The organism is Advenella kashmirensis W13003 (genome assembly GCF_000506985.1).
Lineage (GTDB): Bacteria > Pseudomonadota > Gammaproteobacteria > Burkholderiales > Burkholderiaceae_B > Advenella > Advenella kashmirensis_A.
The window spans coordinates 44,639-60,639 of sequence record NZ_KI650980.1 but is presented as its reverse complement, the minus strand read 5'-3'; the positions used below and the strand labels follow the sequence as shown (position 1 = coordinate 60,639).

The 16,001-nt window shown below is 52.4% G+C and carries 17 protein-coding genes and 1 pseudogene; 6 read left to right on the top strand and 12 right to left on the bottom strand.

The features are described 5' to 3' along the window. Nucleotides 1-42: 42 nt before the first annotated feature. The gene (locus W822_RS35200) at nucleotides 43-813 is read right to left on the bottom strand and encodes a FadR/GntR family transcriptional regulator (protein ID WP_024005352.1); all 771 of its coding nucleotides are present in this window, start codon (nucleotides 811-813) and stop codon (nucleotides 43-45) included. A gap of 208 nt (nucleotides 814-1,021) precedes the next feature. Here W822_RS35200 and W822_RS35195 point away from each other — a divergent pair, with 208 nt between their 5' ends. After that, nucleotides 1,022-2,032: an LLM class flavin-dependent oxidoreductase gene (locus W822_RS35195; RefSeq protein WP_024005351.1), complete on the top strand. Its 1,011-nt coding sequence runs from the start codon at nucleotides 1,022-1,024 to the stop codon at nucleotides 2,030-2,032. Between the two features lie 30 nt (nucleotides 2,033-2,062). Here W822_RS35195 and W822_RS35190 read toward each other — a convergent pair whose 3' ends face one another. Next, entirely contained in the window at nucleotides 2,063-2,965 is a 903-nt protein-coding gene (locus W822_RS35190; RefSeq protein ID WP_024005350.1) for a DMT family transporter, read from the bottom strand. 134 nt (nucleotides 2,966-3,099) lie between these two features. Then, a pseudogene (locus W822_RS35185) lies at nucleotides 3,100-3,318 on the bottom strand (carboxymuconolactone decarboxylase family protein); the annotation flags it as partial. 134 nt (nucleotides 3,319-3,452) lie between these two features. Between W822_RS35185 and W822_RS35180 the strand changes: the two are divergent. Continuing rightward, nucleotides 3,453-4,451, top strand: coding sequence for a Bug family tripartite tricarboxylate transporter substrate binding protein (locus W822_RS35180; RefSeq protein WP_031242802.1), 999 nt, complete (start codon nucleotides 3,453-3,455; stop codon nucleotides 4,449-4,451). Between the two features lie 25 nt (nucleotides 4,452-4,476). Here W822_RS35180 and W822_RS35175 read toward each other — a convergent pair whose 3' ends face one another. The 3 genes from W822_RS35175 to W822_RS35165 are packed head-to-tail and all read right to left on the bottom strand — an operon-like array spanning nucleotide 4,477 to nucleotide 7,047. Further along, on the bottom strand, nucleotides 4,477-5,394 hold the full coding sequence (locus tag W822_RS35175) for an SMP-30/gluconolactonase/LRE family protein (RefSeq protein WP_024005347.1): 918 nt from the start codon (nucleotides 5,392-5,394) through the stop codon (nucleotides 4,477-4,479). A gap of 49 nt (nucleotides 5,395-5,443) precedes the next feature. Continuing rightward, the gene (locus W822_RS35170) at nucleotides 5,444-6,367 is read right to left on the bottom strand and encodes an NAD(P)-dependent oxidoreductase (RefSeq protein ID WP_024005346.1); all 924 of its coding nucleotides are present in this window, start codon (nucleotides 6,365-6,367) and stop codon (nucleotides 5,444-5,446) included. Next, entirely contained in the window at nucleotides 6,364-7,047 is a 684-nt protein-coding gene (locus W822_RS35165) for an RraA family protein (protein WP_024005345.1), read from the bottom strand. Before W822_RS35165 ends, W822_RS35170 begins: the two co-directional genes overlap by 4 nt. Nucleotides 7,048-7,250: 203 nt before the next feature. Between W822_RS35165 and W822_RS35160 the strand changes: the two genes are divergently transcribed. Further along, nucleotides 7,251-8,027, top strand: coding sequence for an IclR family transcriptional regulator (locus tag W822_RS35160; RefSeq protein WP_024005344.1), 777 nt, complete (start codon nucleotides 7,251-7,253; stop codon nucleotides 8,025-8,027). Between the two features lie 28 nt (nucleotides 8,028-8,055). Here the strand turns inward: W822_RS35160 and W822_RS35155 are convergent, their stop codons facing one another. Both W822_RS35155 and W822_RS35150 read right to left on the bottom strand, forming a co-directional pair. After that, the gene (locus W822_RS35155) at nucleotides 8,056-9,096 is read right to left on the bottom strand and encodes an amidohydrolase family protein (RefSeq protein WP_024005343.1); all 1,041 of its coding nucleotides are present in this window, start codon (nucleotides 9,094-9,096) and stop codon (nucleotides 8,056-8,058) included. Nucleotides 9,097-9,143: 47 nt separating this feature from the next. Next, nucleotides 9,144-10,103 (bottom strand): Bug family tripartite tricarboxylate transporter substrate binding protein, encoded by a 960-nt coding sequence (locus W822_RS35150; RefSeq protein ID WP_024005342.1) that lies wholly within the window; start codon nucleotides 10,101-10,103, stop codon nucleotides 9,144-9,146. Nucleotides 10,104-10,451: 348 nt separating this feature from the next. Between W822_RS35150 and W822_RS35145 the strand changes: the two genes are divergently transcribed. Next, nucleotides 10,452-11,111: a dienelactone hydrolase family protein gene (locus W822_RS35145; protein ID WP_024005341.1), complete on the top strand. Its 660-nt coding sequence runs from the start codon at nucleotides 10,452-10,454 to the stop codon at nucleotides 11,109-11,111. 162 nt (nucleotides 11,112-11,273) lie between these two features. Here W822_RS35145 and W822_RS46790 read toward each other — a convergent pair whose 3' ends face one another. After that, nucleotides 11,274-11,828 carry a cupin domain-containing protein gene (locus W822_RS46790; RefSeq protein ID WP_172642792.1) on the bottom strand — a complete coding sequence of 185 codons (555 nt, stop codon included), beginning with the start codon at nucleotides 11,826-11,828 and terminating at the stop codon, nucleotides 11,274-11,276. A gap of 393 nt (nucleotides 11,829-12,221) precedes the next feature. On the opposite strand from W822_RS46790, the gene W822_RS35135 reads away from it, so the two are divergent. Together W822_RS35135 and W822_RS35130 are read left to right on the top strand one after the other, a co-directional pair. Further along, nucleotides 12,222-12,518, top strand: a complete 297-nt coding sequence (locus W822_RS35135; protein WP_024005339.1) for a type II toxin-antitoxin system MqsR family toxin — start codon at nucleotides 12,222-12,224, stop codon at nucleotides 12,516-12,518. A 1-nt stretch (nucleotide 12,519) separates the two neighbouring features. Continuing rightward, nucleotides 12,520-12,921 carry a type II TA system antitoxin MqsA family protein gene (locus W822_RS35130; protein WP_024005338.1) on the top strand — a complete coding sequence of 134 codons (402 nt, stop codon included), beginning with the start codon at nucleotides 12,520-12,522 and terminating at the stop codon, nucleotides 12,919-12,921. Nucleotides 12,922-13,033: 112 nt separating this feature from the next. On the opposite strand, the gene W822_RS35125 is transcribed toward W822_RS35130, so the two are convergent. From W822_RS35125 to prpF, 3 genes are all read right to left on the bottom strand, one after another. Beyond that, complete coding sequence (locus W822_RS35125; RefSeq protein WP_024005337.1) at nucleotides 13,034-13,555, bottom strand: cytochrome b; 522 nt, start codon at nucleotides 13,553-13,555, stop codon at nucleotides 13,034-13,036. A 339-nt stretch (nucleotides 13,556-13,894) separates the two neighbouring features. Beyond that, the gene (locus W822_RS35120) at nucleotides 13,895-14,755 is read right to left on the bottom strand and encodes an isocitrate lyase/PEP mutase family protein (RefSeq protein ID WP_024005336.1); all 861 of its coding nucleotides are present in this window, start codon (nucleotides 14,753-14,755) and stop codon (nucleotides 13,895-13,897) included. A 54-nt stretch (nucleotides 14,756-14,809) separates the two neighbouring features. Beyond that, nucleotides 14,810-16,000, bottom strand: coding sequence for a 2-methylaconitate cis-trans isomerase PrpF (gene prpF, locus W822_RS35115; protein ID WP_024005335.1), 1,191 nt, complete (start codon nucleotides 15,998-16,000; stop codon nucleotides 14,810-14,812). Nucleotide 16,001 lies beyond the last annotated feature (1 nt).

The following is a 16,001-nucleotide window of genomic DNA, read 5'->3' as shown; positions in this document are numbered from 1 at the left end:
TGCGTAAATAGAGAGAAAAACGGCATGCAGGCAGGTAAATTATTATTCTGCACCTGAGGCTTTAAAATCCGGCCGGGCCTGCCGTTGTGCCCATCGATTCAAGTACCCAGTTTGCAGACGAACGAGATACTTGTCCATTTCTTGCACCGCCTGTTCAGCATCGCGATTATACAGGTGCTTCATCAAACGACGTCTGGATGGAAGCGTGAACGGATTTTCGCCCGGACCAATCTGATCGATAAACAAGCCCATCACATCCATAACCGCATCCATCATACTGATCATGATCGGATTGCGGGTAATGCGTGCCAGTATCAAATGAAATTCCCGGTTTAACTTTTGACGTTCATCGAACGCGCCCCGGTCGTGCGCATCGCTCATTGCCGCGACATTCGCATCCAGCGATTGCAGATCCTCTTGTGTAGCACGTTCACACGCCACCCGGACAATGGTTTCGCTCAGCCATATGCGTGCTTCAGTCAGGTGTTGCGGCGTAATTGCGCCGAGATGATAGAGCACACGCAGCCCACCCACAATTGCGCCAGAATTGCCATGCATGATATATGCTCCTCCCGTCGCTCCCTTACGCATCTGCACGATTCCTGCATACTCGAGTGAACGTATAGCTTCACGCAATGTATTGCGACTCACGTTAAATTGCGCCGCAAGCTCCCGCTCAGACGGTAGCCTGTCTCCTGGCGTCAGAATACCATCGGCTATCATTGTGCGAATTTGTAGCTCGATTTCATCGACCGCTCTCGATGGAGTGATTGCGTTGAACTGAAGTGACATCTTATTTTGCATCTTGGACATACCGGATTCCGACCTATTGGTTGAGCTATTCTACCTGATCTGCTGGGCATATGATATTGGTATTTTATTCTGTAGCCATCATATGGTTAGGGCGGTCCACTCCCCTGGCACGTCGGGGTAACACAATCCCGAACTGCATCTCAACTGTGTATGCATAGCTTAAATGATATGATGACCCCTAAAGAGACTCAAATTGGATAATACAAAAATGGTGCAGTTATCTGTTCTAGAGCTTGGGCGGGTCCGCCAGAATTCCAGCCGTCGCATCGCACTTGATGAAGCACGAGCCCTGGCACAACACGCCGAGACCTGTGGCTATACCCGATTCTGGGTGGCAGAGCACCACAATATGCCGGCCGTCACGACCGCAGCCACTTCACTGGTGATTTCCCATATCGCTGCCGGCACCAAAACGATCCGGGTTGGTGCGGGCGGCATTATGCTGCCGAACCACGCCCCCTATGTGATTGCCGAACAGTTTGGCACGCTGGAAACGCTTTATCCAGGACGAATCGATCTGGGACTCGGACGGGCGCCTGGTACCGACCAGGTCACCCTTCGCGCCTTACGCCGCGATCCGGCCAATGCCGCCAATTTCCCGGATGATGTACAGGAACTGCAGGCCTTTCTGGCACCGGCTCAGGAAGGCCAGCGCATCGAAGCGATTCCCGGTTCGGGTTTAAATATCCCTATCTGGATTCTGGGATCAAGCCTGTTTGGCGCTTATCTTGCGGCAGAGCTCGGTTTGCCTTATGGCTTCGCCTCCCATTTTGCACCACAAATGCTGGACATGGCCCTGCAATCCTATCGGGACAAATTCAAGCCATCGAGCCAGCAGGCCAGGCCGTATGCCCTGGCGGGAATTAATATTATTGCCGCCGAAACCGATGAAGAGGCCCGTTACCTGGCCACTTCGCAGCAAATTTCTTTTGCTGATCTGTTCCGGGGAACACGCAGTCTGATGCACCCTCCCATTGATAATATTGAAGACTATTGGAGCAATGCAGAAAAAATGCAGGCTACCAACATGCTGGCCTGCAGTATCGTTGGATCTCCGGACACCGTAAGAAAAGGCATGCAGCAGTTCCTTGAACGCACGCAAGCAGATGAATTGATGATCGTGTCCGATATATACGACCCTCAAAAACGCTTGCGTTCGTTAGAGCTGATTGCCGATGTCGCAAAATCACTTGATTCGAGCTCGATACCGGATACATAACCTCTAGTTTTTATTTTTATATTACGGGGTTCAAATAACGCTTTCAGGCATGGTAATCAACATGACCGCGATTACGGCAAGGCCCAGTCCCAATTTCTGGTTTGTTGTTATGCGCTCCTTTAGTATATAAATAGCCAGTATTGAAGGGATCACCGGATACAAGGAAGCAAGCACAACTGTGATTGTCATCATCGACAGTCTGGTTGCAAGCAAGTAGAAAGCAAGTGAACTCGAAGCGACGGCGCCTATCCACGCCGCACTGAAAATATGTCTGGTTGGCACGCACCCCGGCGCGCCAACGGAGCGGCCATAGGCCAATACCAGAACGATAGAAGCGGCCCGGTTGGTGACAAGCGGCCATAGCCCCGAGTTTTCTGGCGCATGAGCAATGGCAGCATACTGGAGTGCAACCCCTGCCCCTGCGATCAAACAGTCAGAAAAGCCCGCCATCCATTTACCGTCACCTGTGCGACCGCCACCCGAGACCAGTAAAATGGCAGGAAACACCAACCCTACCCCGACCAGGGCAATCATTGCCGGCCGCTCTCCCAATAAAGTGATACCAATGAGGACAGGTATGGCAGCACCTACGACAGCCACAAGAGGCACGATCAGGCTGATTTTTCCTTTGCCTATGCCGGTATATAAAAACATAATTGCAAGGCCACTGCCAATCCCGGAGACGGCTCCCCATAACAGCCCATCAATATTGATTGCCCCCGGCAACGCCGGGGCGAACACGAGCATAGTCACCAGTCCCGATAATTGGACATACAATGCAAGCGCGATACCATTGATCTGCCGCGAAATACGTCCACCGGCAAAGTCTACGATACCGTACAAAACTGCAGAAGCGAGTGCTAACGTTGTACCTAAGATGAAAGCTCCCTTGTCGTGGACGCGCGTTACGAAAAATTCAATTGCAAATGGCACTTATGCCGACGCATATAGTAAACAGTAGGTCGACAGTACAAGCGCCAAGGTCATTTCATTCCATTCTAGTCTGGCTGGCCGGTCACGTTCGAACTTAAAAAATCGAGCGTGATACAAAACATATAGCCCAGCGATTATTTCTCCATCTCGGCAAACACTTCATTTGCAATACGAAATGAATCCACTGCAGCAGGCGCGCCACAATATACCGCCGCCTGCAGAAAGACTTCCTTGATCTCGTCCTTCGTCAAACCGTTGTTAATCGCGCCACGAATATGCAGCTTGAGTTCATGTGGTCGATTCAGGGCGCAAATCATTGCCAGATTAAGAAACGAACGCGTTTTACGGTCCAGATAAGAGGATCATTGCTTTTGTAACGCGTACCAAACTCCGATACACGCTTCACACTGCGCAACACTATTGTATTGTATGAAATAGCTCTTTAGACTCTCTCTGAATTAAAAACATTTTTATTCGGAGACAAATCATGTTTCAACAATCAAAAACAGGCAAATTGATCAAGCTGTGTGTCCTGTCCTCACTCGCCCTGGGTCCGCTTTTTGCTTCGGCACATGCCGAGGACGCCTTCCCCAATCGTCCAATCAAGATCATCGTGCCCTTCCCTCCCGGCGGCGGCACCGACATGTTCGGGCGCGTGGTCGCACAAGAACTGTCCGAACAAATCGGCTGGAATGTAGTGATCGAAAATCGGCCTGGCGCAGGCGGAAACATCGGCGTACAGGCAGCGGTACATGCCAAGCCCGATGGGTATACGCTCGTTTTGGGACAGACCAGCAATCTGGCTGTGAACCCCACCCTTTACGGAAATCTGCCGTACGCACCGGAGAAGGATCTCGACCCCATTGTTCTGGTTGCCGATTCACCGGTTCTTTTTGCCGTGGGCGCAACATCCAAATATCAATCACTGGCTGACATTATCTCCACCGCGCACAAGAAGCCGGGAGAAATTTCCATGGCGTATTCAGGCAACGGTACTGTCTCCCACCTGACTGCCGCATATCTGGCCAATAAAGCCGGTGTGAAGTTCATGCAGGTCCCGTACAAGGGTGCTGCAAACGCGATGACAGACCTCATGGCCAATCGTATCGATGTGTATGCATCTTCGGTGCCAACACTGCTGGGCTATATCCGCGATAAAAAATTGCGTCCGGTCGGTGTCACATCTGAAGAGCGGATCAAAGTTCTGCCGGACACAACAACACTGGGAGAGACACCTGAACTGAAAGACTTTGTAGCCATCACCTGGTTTGGTTTGCTCGCCCCCGCAGGCACACCGGCTGCAGTCGTTCAGAAGATAAACGAGAGCGTCAACACCGTCCTCAGGAGCAAAACACTGACAGAAAAATTCGAATCAGAAGGCAGCCGGGTATTGGGTGGCACGCCTGCACAGTTCAAAGAAAAGCTCAGCAAGGATACGGCACTGTGGGCCGACGTGATCAATAAAGCAAATATCAAAATCAATTGATCAAGGGCGACGCCCGTGCTGAATGCTAATCCAGTTGATGAAGTCGCAGCCCCGGCGCGTCCATTTGAACAGTGAGAATGTCGCCGGCGGTCGAGTCGGTGACATAAAGTGTTTTTCCATCACTTCCACCAAATGCAAGATTGGTCAGCGAATGCCCGGGCGGACCGCGCAGCACCTGAACGGGTTCGGCGCGCGGGTTCAGCACCCATACATATGCCAGGCCGGGATTCGCGACCAGCAAGCGGCCTTGCTTATCCAGCGCCAGTCCGTCCGGCCCGCTCGGGCCATAGGAAGTAAAAAACTGTCCGGCTTTTGAGACGCTGCCGTCCTCTTGAATCGGCATACGCCAAACGCAATTTCCACGCGTCACCGCGACATACAGCACTTTCCCGTCTTCACTCAACACAATCCCGTTTGGACTGGGAACGTTGGATAAAAGAAGATCCAGCCGCCCTGTTTTGCTGAGGCGATAGACACGACCGGTGGGATCATGCAGCCCTGTCTGTCCCTGGTCTGTAAAATAAATATCGCCCTGTGAACTGATCGTCAGATCATTGACACCTTTAAAGCGCTCCGAATGCCTGCGGGAAAAGAAGGGTTTGACCACGCCGCTATGGACGTCAACCTGCATGAGACCATTCTTGTAATCAGTCACAAGCAGATTATTTGCGGCGGCGAACTTCATGCCATTCGGTTCGCCATCCCATTGAACGACCAGGTCCCAGTTGCCTTTCGGATCAATACGGAAAATCCGGCCATATGGAATGTCTGCAACATACAAATTTCCTTTGTCATCAAAGACCGGCCCTTCCAGGAAGCTGTCAATTTTCCGGCCTCCTTGGTTCGCGTCGGCCCAGGCCGTTTGATGCTGTTCACGATATTGTTCAGGTAAGATCGAGAAATGTTCCAGGCTGCGTACTTCGGGTTGATTGGTATAAAACATACTTGAACTGTGTCCGGGTTATTGTGTTGAGCATCAAACAAGAGAGCGTTTATGCGGCCACGGCTGCAATCACATTCCTGGCCGCTGCCACGCCCATATTGATATAGGCGTCACTCGTGACCCCGCCAATATGAGGACTTAAAAGCAGCCTTTCATGCCCCTGGAAAATATGCGGTGCTGCAAAGGGTTCTACGGCAAAGCTGTCCAGGCCCGCCATGAATACGTGACCGGAATTGAGTGCCTTAAGCAATGCATCTTCGTCTACCAGCCCACCACGCGCCGTATTGATGAGAATCAGGCCTTTTTTACACTGGGCCAGTGAGGCGGCATTGATCAGCTCCCGGTTCTCCGGCGTGAGCGGACAATGCAATGAGATCACATCGCTCTCTTGCCATATTGTCTGGATATCCACCGTCCGAATGTATGAGGGCACATTCTTCGCATAGGGATCAAAACCCAGGACGCGCATTTCTATTGCATCTGCCATTTTGGCAAACCGCTGTCCGATCGCCCCCAGTCCGATAATGCCAATTGTGCGGCCACGCAATTCCAGGGTCTTGTGCGTAGACTTGTCCCAATACCCGGCATGCATTCGCCCGTTAAGCCGGACCAGTGACTTGGCACACCCCAATAACAGGGCAAGCGCCTGTTCGGCCACTGCAGCGGCGTTGACGCCAAGCGCTGCCACGACCGTAATTGAACGGCTCTGCGCCGCGGCCTGATCAATCGTATCAATGCCGCTGCCATGCTTTGAGATCACCTTGAGGTTCGGCGCGGCATCCATGGTCTCAGCAGTAACCCGACCATAGCGAACGATAATGCCAACCGGATTGTGTTTTTTTGCCAGCGCCACAATCTCGTCATCCTGTGGCGCCCTGCCCGCGAAAACCAGCTCATATGCATTGAGCAGCTCAACCGCTTGCGGCGCAAGGTCAGCTGCAGTCACCAAAATAACGGGGGGATTGTTGCTCACAGCTCTTCACCTTCCTTCAGCACCCCGGCTGTAATCAGGGATGGCAACAGCCACGGCGTACCTAGCTTTCCTTCTTTGATGCCTGCGATGCGACGCGACTCAGCCGTTTCTTTTTCCTGGGCCTTTTCAAGCAGTGTGCCGATCTTTTCGCGTTCGATGCACATCACGCCGTCGGCATCCGCAGTAATAAAATCACCGGGATGAACCGTAACGCCCCCGCAGGAGATCGGGTATCCGATTCTGCCGCCGACTTCTTTGGTCGGGCCGTTGGGATTGGTGCCAACGGAAAACACCGGAAAATTCATTTCTTCAATTTCCAGCGAATCGCGAACGGCGGCATCAACGATCACGCCCGCCAGCCCGCGTTTGCGCGCGGCCTGCATCATGATGGTCCCCATTAATGCGCAGGTCTGGTCTCCTTTTCCGTCAATGACCAGTACATCTCCCGGTTTTGCCAATGCCAGAGCAGCGTGAATCATCAGATTATCACCGGGTCGGACCTCGACAGTGAATGCCGGCCCTGCCAGCTTCATATTTGGCCGCAATGCACGGATACGCCCGTGAAAGGCGCCACGGCGCCCGTTTACATCAGACAAGATCGCCGGCTGAAATACCGCTGCTTTTGCAACAACATCGGCAGGGACGCGATCGAATTCTTTATTGATATTGGGCGAGCTCATACAATTACCTTCTAAAAATTAGTCATATAAATGAAAGACATGGCAGTTCTATCGCGTCGTCGCAGGATCAACCACAGACGCCGGAAACAGCGGGAAATTGATCGCCTTGCATTCAATTTCGTTTGTTATTTCTGCCCGGCAATTGTCTCTTAATGTTCCGGTTGGTACAATAGCGTTTCATTACACGAACCATAGGCTGACTAATGAAACATACCACCGAAAAAACCATTGCCTCTGAAGGCGGTTCCGAAGATACTTCTGATGGTGGCGTTATCGCAGTCAGAAGAGCCATGGCTGTGCTTGCCGCGTTTGGCACGGACGACGAAAGTCTGTCACTGGCAGAGCTCAGCCGCAGGACGGCATTGCACCGCTCCACTGTTCTACGATTGGCCAGGACATTGGCTCTGGACAATTATCTGGTTCAGAAAGATGGCGGAGACTGGCGACTTGGACGAGCCGCAGGATGGCTGGGCGCATGTTATCAGGCCACTTTCAATGCGCACGATATTATTGAGCCGGTGTTGCGGGAACTATCGTTAAAAACCAAAGAAAGCGCCACCTTTTACATCCGGGAAGGTAACCAGCGTACGTGCGTCGTGCGTGTGGAGGGACCCCAGGCGGTGCGCCATCATGTAAGAATGGGAACCACCCTGCCCCTTGACGTAGGCGGCCCCGGACTTGTGATTCTGGCATTCTCGGGTGAACCAGGAGAACCCTACGAATCAATAAGAAGGCAGGGTTACGCCATTTCACTGGGCGCGCGCGATCCGCAAGTATCCAGCATATCTGTGCCGGTTTTTGGATTACAGTGGAAACTGCTGGGTGCAATCTGCATTTCAGGCCCGCTCTCCCGGCTGACTGAACCCGTTCTGGAACAATATGTCGAAGAAATTCTCGCGGCAGCCCAGCAATTGTCATACGCAACAGCGGGCAGACGACCTGCCTCCAATCCCGCCATTGCTTCCTCATGGCATCCATGATGCAGGCAGCACTGCAGCGGTGTATCGTTCAAGGTGATCCAAGGTGGTAGATACGATTGGCGGTGCCATAAAACAAATCGGCAATTTCGTCAGATGAACAGGATTGACTGATCCGTTTAAATGCATTCCACATGGCATGGTAAGAATACATGCCTTTATCTACCGGAAAATTTCCTTCGAACATACAACGTGCCGCACCAAATAATTCGATCAGTGTTTCGACATAAGGGCGCCAATCGGCCGCCAGTTGCGCGGATGAAGGAGGCAACTCCAATTCGAAATATTGATAACCCAGCACTTTCAATCCGAATCCGCCGATCTTGACCGTTATATTTGGAAGTCCGGCCAGTTTGTGCATCCCCTTTTTCCATTCCCGGAACACATCATCACGCGCGCCGGCATATGGCCCCACACCTAAGGGCCCGCCCAAATGATCAATTATTATGGATACCTGCGGACAGGTCGCTGCCAGATCGAATACCTCGGGCAACTGGGTATGATATGCCCAGACATCCAGGCTCAGTCCGTATTCCTGCAAGCTGCGCACACCCGTGATAAAGCGCGGGTCAGTCAGCAAATCTGCAGGAGGAAGAATCGGATTGCTTCTCACTTCAGGACTCTGATGCCATGCAGTCGAGTTTCTGATCCCCTTCAAGCGCTCCCCTGCAACTTGCCGCATTTTGCCGATGACATCATGAAGCTGAGAACCCAGCGTGAGATCAGCACCAGCAACAATACCGGCGCACCCTCTTGCCTTGCCATACAGACCGCTGGCAAAACATGCCGCCACACCGTTTGCAAATTCGACCTCCCCCACCGGCCTGAAAGATTCTTCGCTATCCTGACTGTACATGCTGCGGGACTGAACAAATACCGTAGCCACGACATTGTGACCACAATTCATGTCGGCATTCAACTCGTCCAGCAAATACCGCGACCCGGGGCGGTCCCATAAATGATGATGTGGATCGATAATGCGAAGTTCAGGCCACAGGGTTTCTTCCTGCCGCAACGCAAGCCACTCGGGACGAATAGCAAGATGCGGGGATTCAGAGGATGTGCTTATCATAATGTTGCGAGCGGGAAAATGAACAGTGACATTGATTCAATCGGCGCTCACTTATTCTTTTTGATGTTGCTTTTGCCGACGACGTCGGACCATTTGGCAAACTCTTTATCGAGGAAAGTCTTAAATTCCGCTTGACTGGATGCGACCACATCGGCCCCCAAAGAACTGAATTTTTCCTTGATTTTCGGCTCCGCCATGACTTCCCGAATGGACGCTTCGAGTTTATCTGATATTTCTTCAGGTGTATCTTTCGGCACAAAAATGCCATTCCATTCATATGCCTCGTAGCCCGACAGGCCGGATTCTGCGACGGTGGGCACATCAGGCAACAAATCACTGCGTTTTTTGGATGTAATGGTCAATACCTTCAATTGATCGTTTTTGACCATGGGAAGGGTTGAGGATATATTGGTAAACATCATATTCACCTGCCCGCCGACCGTTGCCATAATTGCCGGCCCCCCGCTTTTGAATGGAACATGCAGCATGTCAATTTTCCAGCCCTGTCTGAAAAGCTCTCCCGCCATAAACTGAACGGTACCAGTTCCGCCCGAAGCAAAAGTCAAACTTCCCGGATCTGCTTTGGCCTGCCTGACAACATCTTCTACACTGTTCAGCGTTGAGTTTTTGGGAACAACCAGTATATTCGGCGTGACTGAAACCATGGTTAATGGATGCAAATCGGCAGCAGGATCAAAATTGAGCGTATTGACTGCCGGGTTGATCGCCAATGGCGTCGCATCATACAGCAAGGTATAACCATCCGCCTTGGCGCGAGCGACATACGATTCACCGATAATGCCGCTTGCTCCGGACTTGTTCTCCACCACAACGCTCTGGTTCAGTTTTTTACCCAATTCCTGGGCAACGACACGCGCCAGCGCGTCCGCAGTCCCGCCCGGTGCATATGGGACAACGAGACTGATGGGACGATCAGGATATTGCGCCGCTGCGATAGCCGGAACAAGGGAGGCGGCCAGGACCGCGCCTAAAACTGTCGTTTTCATAATTTATGGTCTCCAAAGGACAATGCTGTTAATTTTGTATATTGGCCGATCCCATGACTGTACCGTCATGCGAATTCTGATTTGCAAGCCGGCTGGAACAGTCGTTCGGCAAGAATCCGTGACTCAATGTTGAGGAGATTCTATATAGGCATGCCACTTGATACAACTGCGTTCTGTATGATGAGACACGTTCTACCTGACAGCTGCCATGAGTTCGACAAAATCAGAGTGCAGCCTACTGGTAATATAATTGCTTATTGGCTGCGCAGCGCCCGTTAGATTGAACCATCCGGCGTGACAAGCAACAGGTACGATAACCCCGCCTATTCACTTTTCAAGGAGGCTATTTTGGATATCAAGCTCGACACAACAGATAAAAAAACGATTTCAGCTTATCGCACAGGTGCCGGCGACGCACCACGCGCCCTGGTTGTTCTGCAGGAAATTTTTGGCATCAACTCGCACATCCGCAACGTTTGCGAACGGTTCGCCGCGCAAGGATATGAGGTCATTGCCCCTGCCCTGTTTGACCGGGTCGAACCCAATGTACAACTGGGTTATACACAGGAAAACGTTCAGCAGGGATTGGCACTGCGCAGCCGGGTGACGCTTGAAGAATCGCTCCTTGACATCGAATCTGCCATCAAGGCGCTGGGTAATAAACCTGTCGGCATCATCGGCTATTGCTGGGGTGGCGCGCTTGCCTGGCAAGCTGCCTGCAAGCTCGACGGACTCAAAGCTGCTGTTTGCTGGTATGGCGGCGGTATCGCCGACGCCCGATCTCTGACATCCCGGGTCCCTGTCCAGATGCACTTTGGGGATAAGGACGGCTCCATTCCCGTTGCCGATGTCGACGCAATCAAAGCGGCTCAGCCGGATGTTGAGGTTCATGTCTATGAAGGTGCCGGCCATGGATTCGGCTGCGATCAGCGTGGCTCCTATAACGAATCGGCCTACCAGCTTGCCCAGCAACGCTCGCTTGATTTCCTGGCAAAGCATTTGACTTGACCAGCCCGGATGACGATTGAAAAACCGGCAGTCAAAATTTACTGAATGATATTTTCGGATTGACGACCACGTCGGGCAAGTGGCCGTCGATTCGCAGGAATGCCCTTAAGCTTCTCGACACGTACGAGAACTGATCATAGCCATTCTTCTCTTCCCTAGAACTTATGCTGCAGCCCGATCGAATACTCCTGAGCACTTGAATTGCTGATGTAAGCCACATTTTTCATATACGTCCCCACAGCATAGAGACTGGTCCGTTTTGACAGGCCATAGGTATACCCGATGCTGAAAGCATTTTGCGTGCCTATGGCGTTGTTCCCTGCAGTCTTGACATCCTCCAGATTGGAGTCCGACATCTGTCCTGACCGAATGCCGCGATGATTTTTGCAAACCCGGCATCATACGAAGCCGCTGTATTCCATACTGGACCAGTACCAGCAACAATGATTCCTGGGTATCGCTGTTTTCAAAACGACGCATCACGTTCCGGAGAAAGGAGACCATATCAAACTGCCCAAGTGTGATTTCGTACTCACCCTGATCGCCCCACTGGCATTTGAATTCCCCCTGCAACGTCATGAACGTTTCAATAGTCCGCTCATGACAATGAAGATTCGGACCCTGGCCCGGCGGGCAGCGACAGACATTGACAGTCAGCCCGGGCAGGCCGAGAATGCCGGGACTTTGATTGCTGCCACTCGATACTTTCGGTGCCATGTAAAGGTATATGGAATCGGCGGCTGTATTGTCAGCAAGGTGCATCACACCATACAGGAAGCACTTTCACTTGAACAGTATGTCGCGGGGGCACATGTGACATGGGGCGCCCATTATCGCGCTCAGGTGCCTTCAATACTATTAGCAGGACTGAATAGCAATATTCACGATTGGAGATACCTTCCCGATTTGTTTTGGTCGTGTCCAGGATAGCCGGCCTCGGAATCTACGTTCTTTCCAATAACAGGTTCTTTTATAAAAATATCGTCTGTTGATAAATCACATCGTGCTGCCCGGAACTGGACGTTGCATCAAAAGGCAAGCCCAAAAGGCCGAAACTCAATTCTTTTTTAACCTACTTGCCAAAATATCACCAACTAAGTTATTATTGCCATGGAAAAACACACCCCACACACCAAGCTTTCACATTTGATAAAACTCGTCGAACAGGGGTTCGCACGAGCGACGCGGAGTGCGGTGATGGGTGCGATTAATATGGGTTTTGAACCAGCCGAAATATGGTCGGTGGTGTGCAGTTTATCGGTCGCTGATTTCTATAAAAGCATGACTTCACATGCTGATTATCGTGTATGGCAGGACGTGTACCGACCTCGTACCCGATTAGGAAATGTCTACCTCAAAATGGCCGTAATCGACTGCGTGCTGGTCGTGTCGTTTAAGGAGCTATAAGATGAAATGCCCGGTTTGTGGCGCTGCCACATTACTTCACGATCGTCGTGATATCGAATATGTGTACAAGGGTGAACCTACCCTGCTGCCTTCTATTGAAGGCGATTACTGCGACGCCTGCGGAGAGTCCGTTCATGACAAGACAGAGACTGGACGAATGGGCGCGCTCATGAAAGCATTCCAGCGACAGGTCAACGCGTCCATGGTGGATCCGAACTTCGTCGCCAACGTGAGGCGCAAACTGCAACTCGATCAGCGTGAAGCCGCGGCTATTTTTGGCGGCGGCGTCAATGCATTTTCCCGATATGAAACGGGGAAAACCAAGCCGCCGCTCGCTCTGATAAAACTTCTGAAATTATTGAACCACCATCCTGAACTGCTTGAGGAAATCAAAACGGCTTAGACGATGGACCGTTGTCGATGCCACCGGCACGCAACTGGCGTCATGTTTTTATCAAGGTGGCAAGCAATTCGGCGATGGAAATCAGAAGGCCGCCTACAAGGCGGCCTAAGCATTACACAATTCGCGCAAATGCGCCGTCTCGTTTAACAAACTGGTGATATACCGCCATCAGGATGTGACCGGTCACCAGGATTAAAAGCACCCACGCAAATGGAGAATGCAGACTGCCCAGCGAAGCGGCCCAACTGACTTCATCCCCCTTTTCGATTAATTGCCAGCCGAACGCCTTGACGCCGTAGCCGCCACCCACCATGCGCAGTATGCCGGTAACCGGCAAAAGAAACAGACTCAAATAAAGAAGAAAATGGCCCGCATTGACCAGGAAAGCCATTTTCTGCTCGTGTGCCGGGCGCTGCTGACGATGAGTCAGAGTCCAACAGGTGCGCAACACAATCAGCAATAATGCCAGCGTGCCGATAGAGATATGCCACGAGACAAGTGTTTCTCCTACCCAGTGTTCGCCATCATTAATGCGGTCAAAGAATTTCAAAAACTGCCAGATCACCAGCACAGCCATGGTCCAGTGCAAAAACTTTGTAACAGCGCCGTATCCAGAGCGTGAACGATTTTCCAATTTCTATACTCCTGTGTCGATTACTATTGGCCTGGGTTTAAAGCAGGAACCGGACAAACCGGTAAGCAGCAACAAGACGTTTGCGCCCTGCTCAAAATCCAGACCAGTCTTATGATAACAATTTATTCAGCCTGCATTCAGGTTCGACTGTCTTCTCATAAGATTGAAATGACACGATTACACCCGTCGTCCGATCCTTCAACGTAACCTGATACAGATGCCATCGGAATATCAAAAAAAGCGAGAGCCGGCGACATCAGTCCACTTAAGACTCATATCGCCGGCTCTCGGCTTTTCGATGCACTATCGGGCGCTCTGGTTGCCCATCATGCCGATGCTTCAGGTGTACTGTTTCTCCAATGCATCCCACTCAGGCTTGCCTACCAGACGCTGGCGTTCAGCGAACGGCGTCACCAGGCCACTGGATTCTTGCACTTCCTTCTCATCGCGCAGCACAGTCAATGCTTTCTGCATGCCGGCGACCGCCCCCTGCAAGGCCGCGTTGGCATACAGGACGACGCCATATCCCAATTCAGCCAGCTGGTCGGCGTTGAAAATGGGTGTCCGGCCGCCGATAACCATATTCATCAGCTGAGGCTTGGCAAGGCGCTGGGGCAGCGCCTTCACTTCCTCAGCCTTGGTCACGGCTTCTACGAACAGAATGTCTGCGCCGGCCTCGGCAAACATCTCGGCGCGCTCAATGGCAGCCTCAAAGCCAAGGGTAGCTGCCGCATCCGTACGCGCCATAATCAGAAAATCGGGATCCCGGCGGGCGTCCACTGCGGCTTTGATTTTACTGACAGCCTCTTCGGTGGAAATGACTTCTTTGCCTGAAAAGTGACCGCAACGCTTCGGTGCCACCTGGTCTTCCAACTGAATACAATCGGCACCCGCACGCTCCAGAACCCGCACGGTATGGCGAACATTCAATGCGTTGCCAAAACCGGTGTCGGCGTCCACCAGCAAGGGCACATCGACCGCATCACGGATCCGTGCCGTGTGCTCGGCAATCTCGTGCAGGCCCATGAATCCCTGGTCAGGCATGCCAAAAAACATATTGGTGACACCTGCACCAGTGACGTAAATGGCTTCAAATCCCAGGTCTGCGATGACTTTGGCTGACAGCGCATTAAATGCGCCTGGAACAATCATGCCGCGGCGCGCCTCAACAAGTGATCTGAGTTGCTTTCGAGTCGACATAAGGTAAATCCTTTCTGAATGAGGGTATAAAAGTAAAATTTTTCTGAAGGAACGTCAAAATGCATCTGCCGGAATCCGGACGTTGCCTTCCATCAATACGCGAGCGCTGCGGCTCATGGATACTTTTTTGACGGTCCATTGACCGGACTCCTGCATGGCTTGGGCACCGACTTTGAGCGTACCCGAAGGATGTCCAAATGTCACCGACTGGCGCTCGCCCGCGCCGGCGGCCAGGTTAACCAGCGTGCCCGGAATAGTGGCTGCCGTGCCGATAGCCACGGCAGCAGTGCCCATCATGGCGTGGTGCAATTTACCCATAGAAAGCGCCCGCACGACCAGATCGATATCGCCGGCGCCGATTTGCTTGCCACTGGAGGCGAGGTAATCGGCCGCTTGCGCGACAAACGCCACTTTGGGCGTGTGCTGGCGCTGGGCGGCTTCCTCAAGGTTTTTGATCAGTCCCATGCGCATGGCGCCATGGGCGCGGATGGTTTCAAACATGCTCAATGCTTTAGTGTCGCCATTGATAGCGTCCTGCAGTTCCGTGCCGGTATAGCCGATGTCCTGAGCATTAACAAAAATCGTGGGAATGCCCGCATTGATCATGGTAGCTTTCAACATGCCCACACCGGGTACGTCCAGATCATCGACCAGATTGCCGGTCGGGAACATGGCTCCTGCTGCACCCTCTTCTTCAGCGGCCGGGTCGATGAACTCAAGTTGCACTTCGGCTGCGGGAAAAGTCACGCCGTCCAGTTCAAAGTCACCCGTTTCCTGTACTGCTCCGTTTGTCATGGGGACATGCGAGACAATGGTCTTGCCAATATTGGCCTGCCAGATGCGCACCGTCGCCATGCCGTCCTGCGGGATACGCGCTTGCCCGACCAGCCCATTGCTGATGGCGAACGGACCGACGGCGGCCGACAGGTTGCCACAGTTGCCGCTCCAGTCGATAAAAGGTTTGTCAATGGACACCTGGCCAAACAGATAGTCGACATCGTGATCGGGACGGTTGCTTTTGGACAGGATGACAATTTTGCTGGTGCTTGAGGTAGCACCGCCCATGCCGTCAGTCTGCTTTCCGTAGGGGTCCGGGCTGCCGATGACGCGCAACAGCAGCGCGTCGCGGGCAGCGCCGGGCTGCTGCGCCGCCTCGGGCAGATCGGTTAAATTAAAAAAAACGCCTTTGCTGGTGCCGCCGCGCATATAAGTTGCGGCAATTTTTATCTGCGGTGCGTGATTCATG

What these genes read in the sequence shown, in the direction of transcription:
- W822_RS46790 (WP_172642792.1), bottom strand. Translation starts at nt 11,828, where the DNA reads ATGGCACCGAAAGTATCGAGTGGCAGCAATCAAAGTCCCGGCATTCTC.
- W822_RS35165 (WP_024005345.1), bottom strand. Translation starts at nt 7,047, where the DNA reads ATGAGCTCGCCCAATATCAATAAAGAATTCGATCGCGTCCCTGCCGAT.
- W822_RS35160 (WP_024005344.1), top strand. Translation starts at nt 7,251, where the DNA reads ATGAAACATACCACCGAAAAAACCATTGCCTCTGAAGGCGGTTCCGAA.
- prpF (WP_024005335.1), bottom strand. Translation starts at nt 16,000, where the DNA reads ATGAATCACGCACCGCAGATAAAAATTGCCGCAACTTATATGCGCGGC.
- W822_RS35155 (WP_024005343.1), bottom strand. Translation starts at nt 9,096, where the DNA reads ATGATAAGCACATCCTCTGAATCCCCGCATCTTGCTATTCGTCCCGAG.
- W822_RS35150 (WP_024005342.1), bottom strand. Translation starts at nt 10,103, where the DNA reads ATGAAAACGACAGTTTTAGGCGCGGTCCTGGCCGCCTCCCTTGTTCCG.
- W822_RS35175 (WP_024005347.1), bottom strand. Translation starts at nt 5,394, where the DNA reads ATGTTTTATACCAATCAACCCGAAGTACGCAGCCTGGAACATTTCTCG.
- W822_RS35195 (WP_024005351.1), top strand. Translation starts at nt 1,022, where the DNA reads ATGGTGCAGTTATCTGTTCTAGAGCTTGGGCGGGTCCGCCAGAATTCC.
- W822_RS35120 (WP_024005336.1), bottom strand. Translation starts at nt 14,755, where the DNA reads ATGTCGACTCGAAAGCAACTCAGATCACTTGTTGAGGCGCGCCGCGGC.
- W822_RS35200 (WP_024005352.1), bottom strand. Translation starts at nt 813, where the DNA reads ATGTCCAAGATGCAAAATAAGATGTCACTTCAGTTCAACGCAATCACT.
- W822_RS35130 (WP_024005338.1), top strand. Translation starts at nt 12,520, where the DNA reads ATGAAATGCCCGGTTTGTGGCGCTGCCACATTACTTCACGATCGTCGT.
- W822_RS35180 (WP_031242802.1), top strand. Translation starts at nt 3,453, where the DNA reads ATGTTTCAACAATCAAAAACAGGCAAATTGATCAAGCTGTGTGTCCTG.
- W822_RS35135 (WP_024005339.1), top strand. Translation starts at nt 12,222, where the DNA reads ATGGAAAAACACACCCCACACACCAAGCTTTCACATTTGATAAAACTC.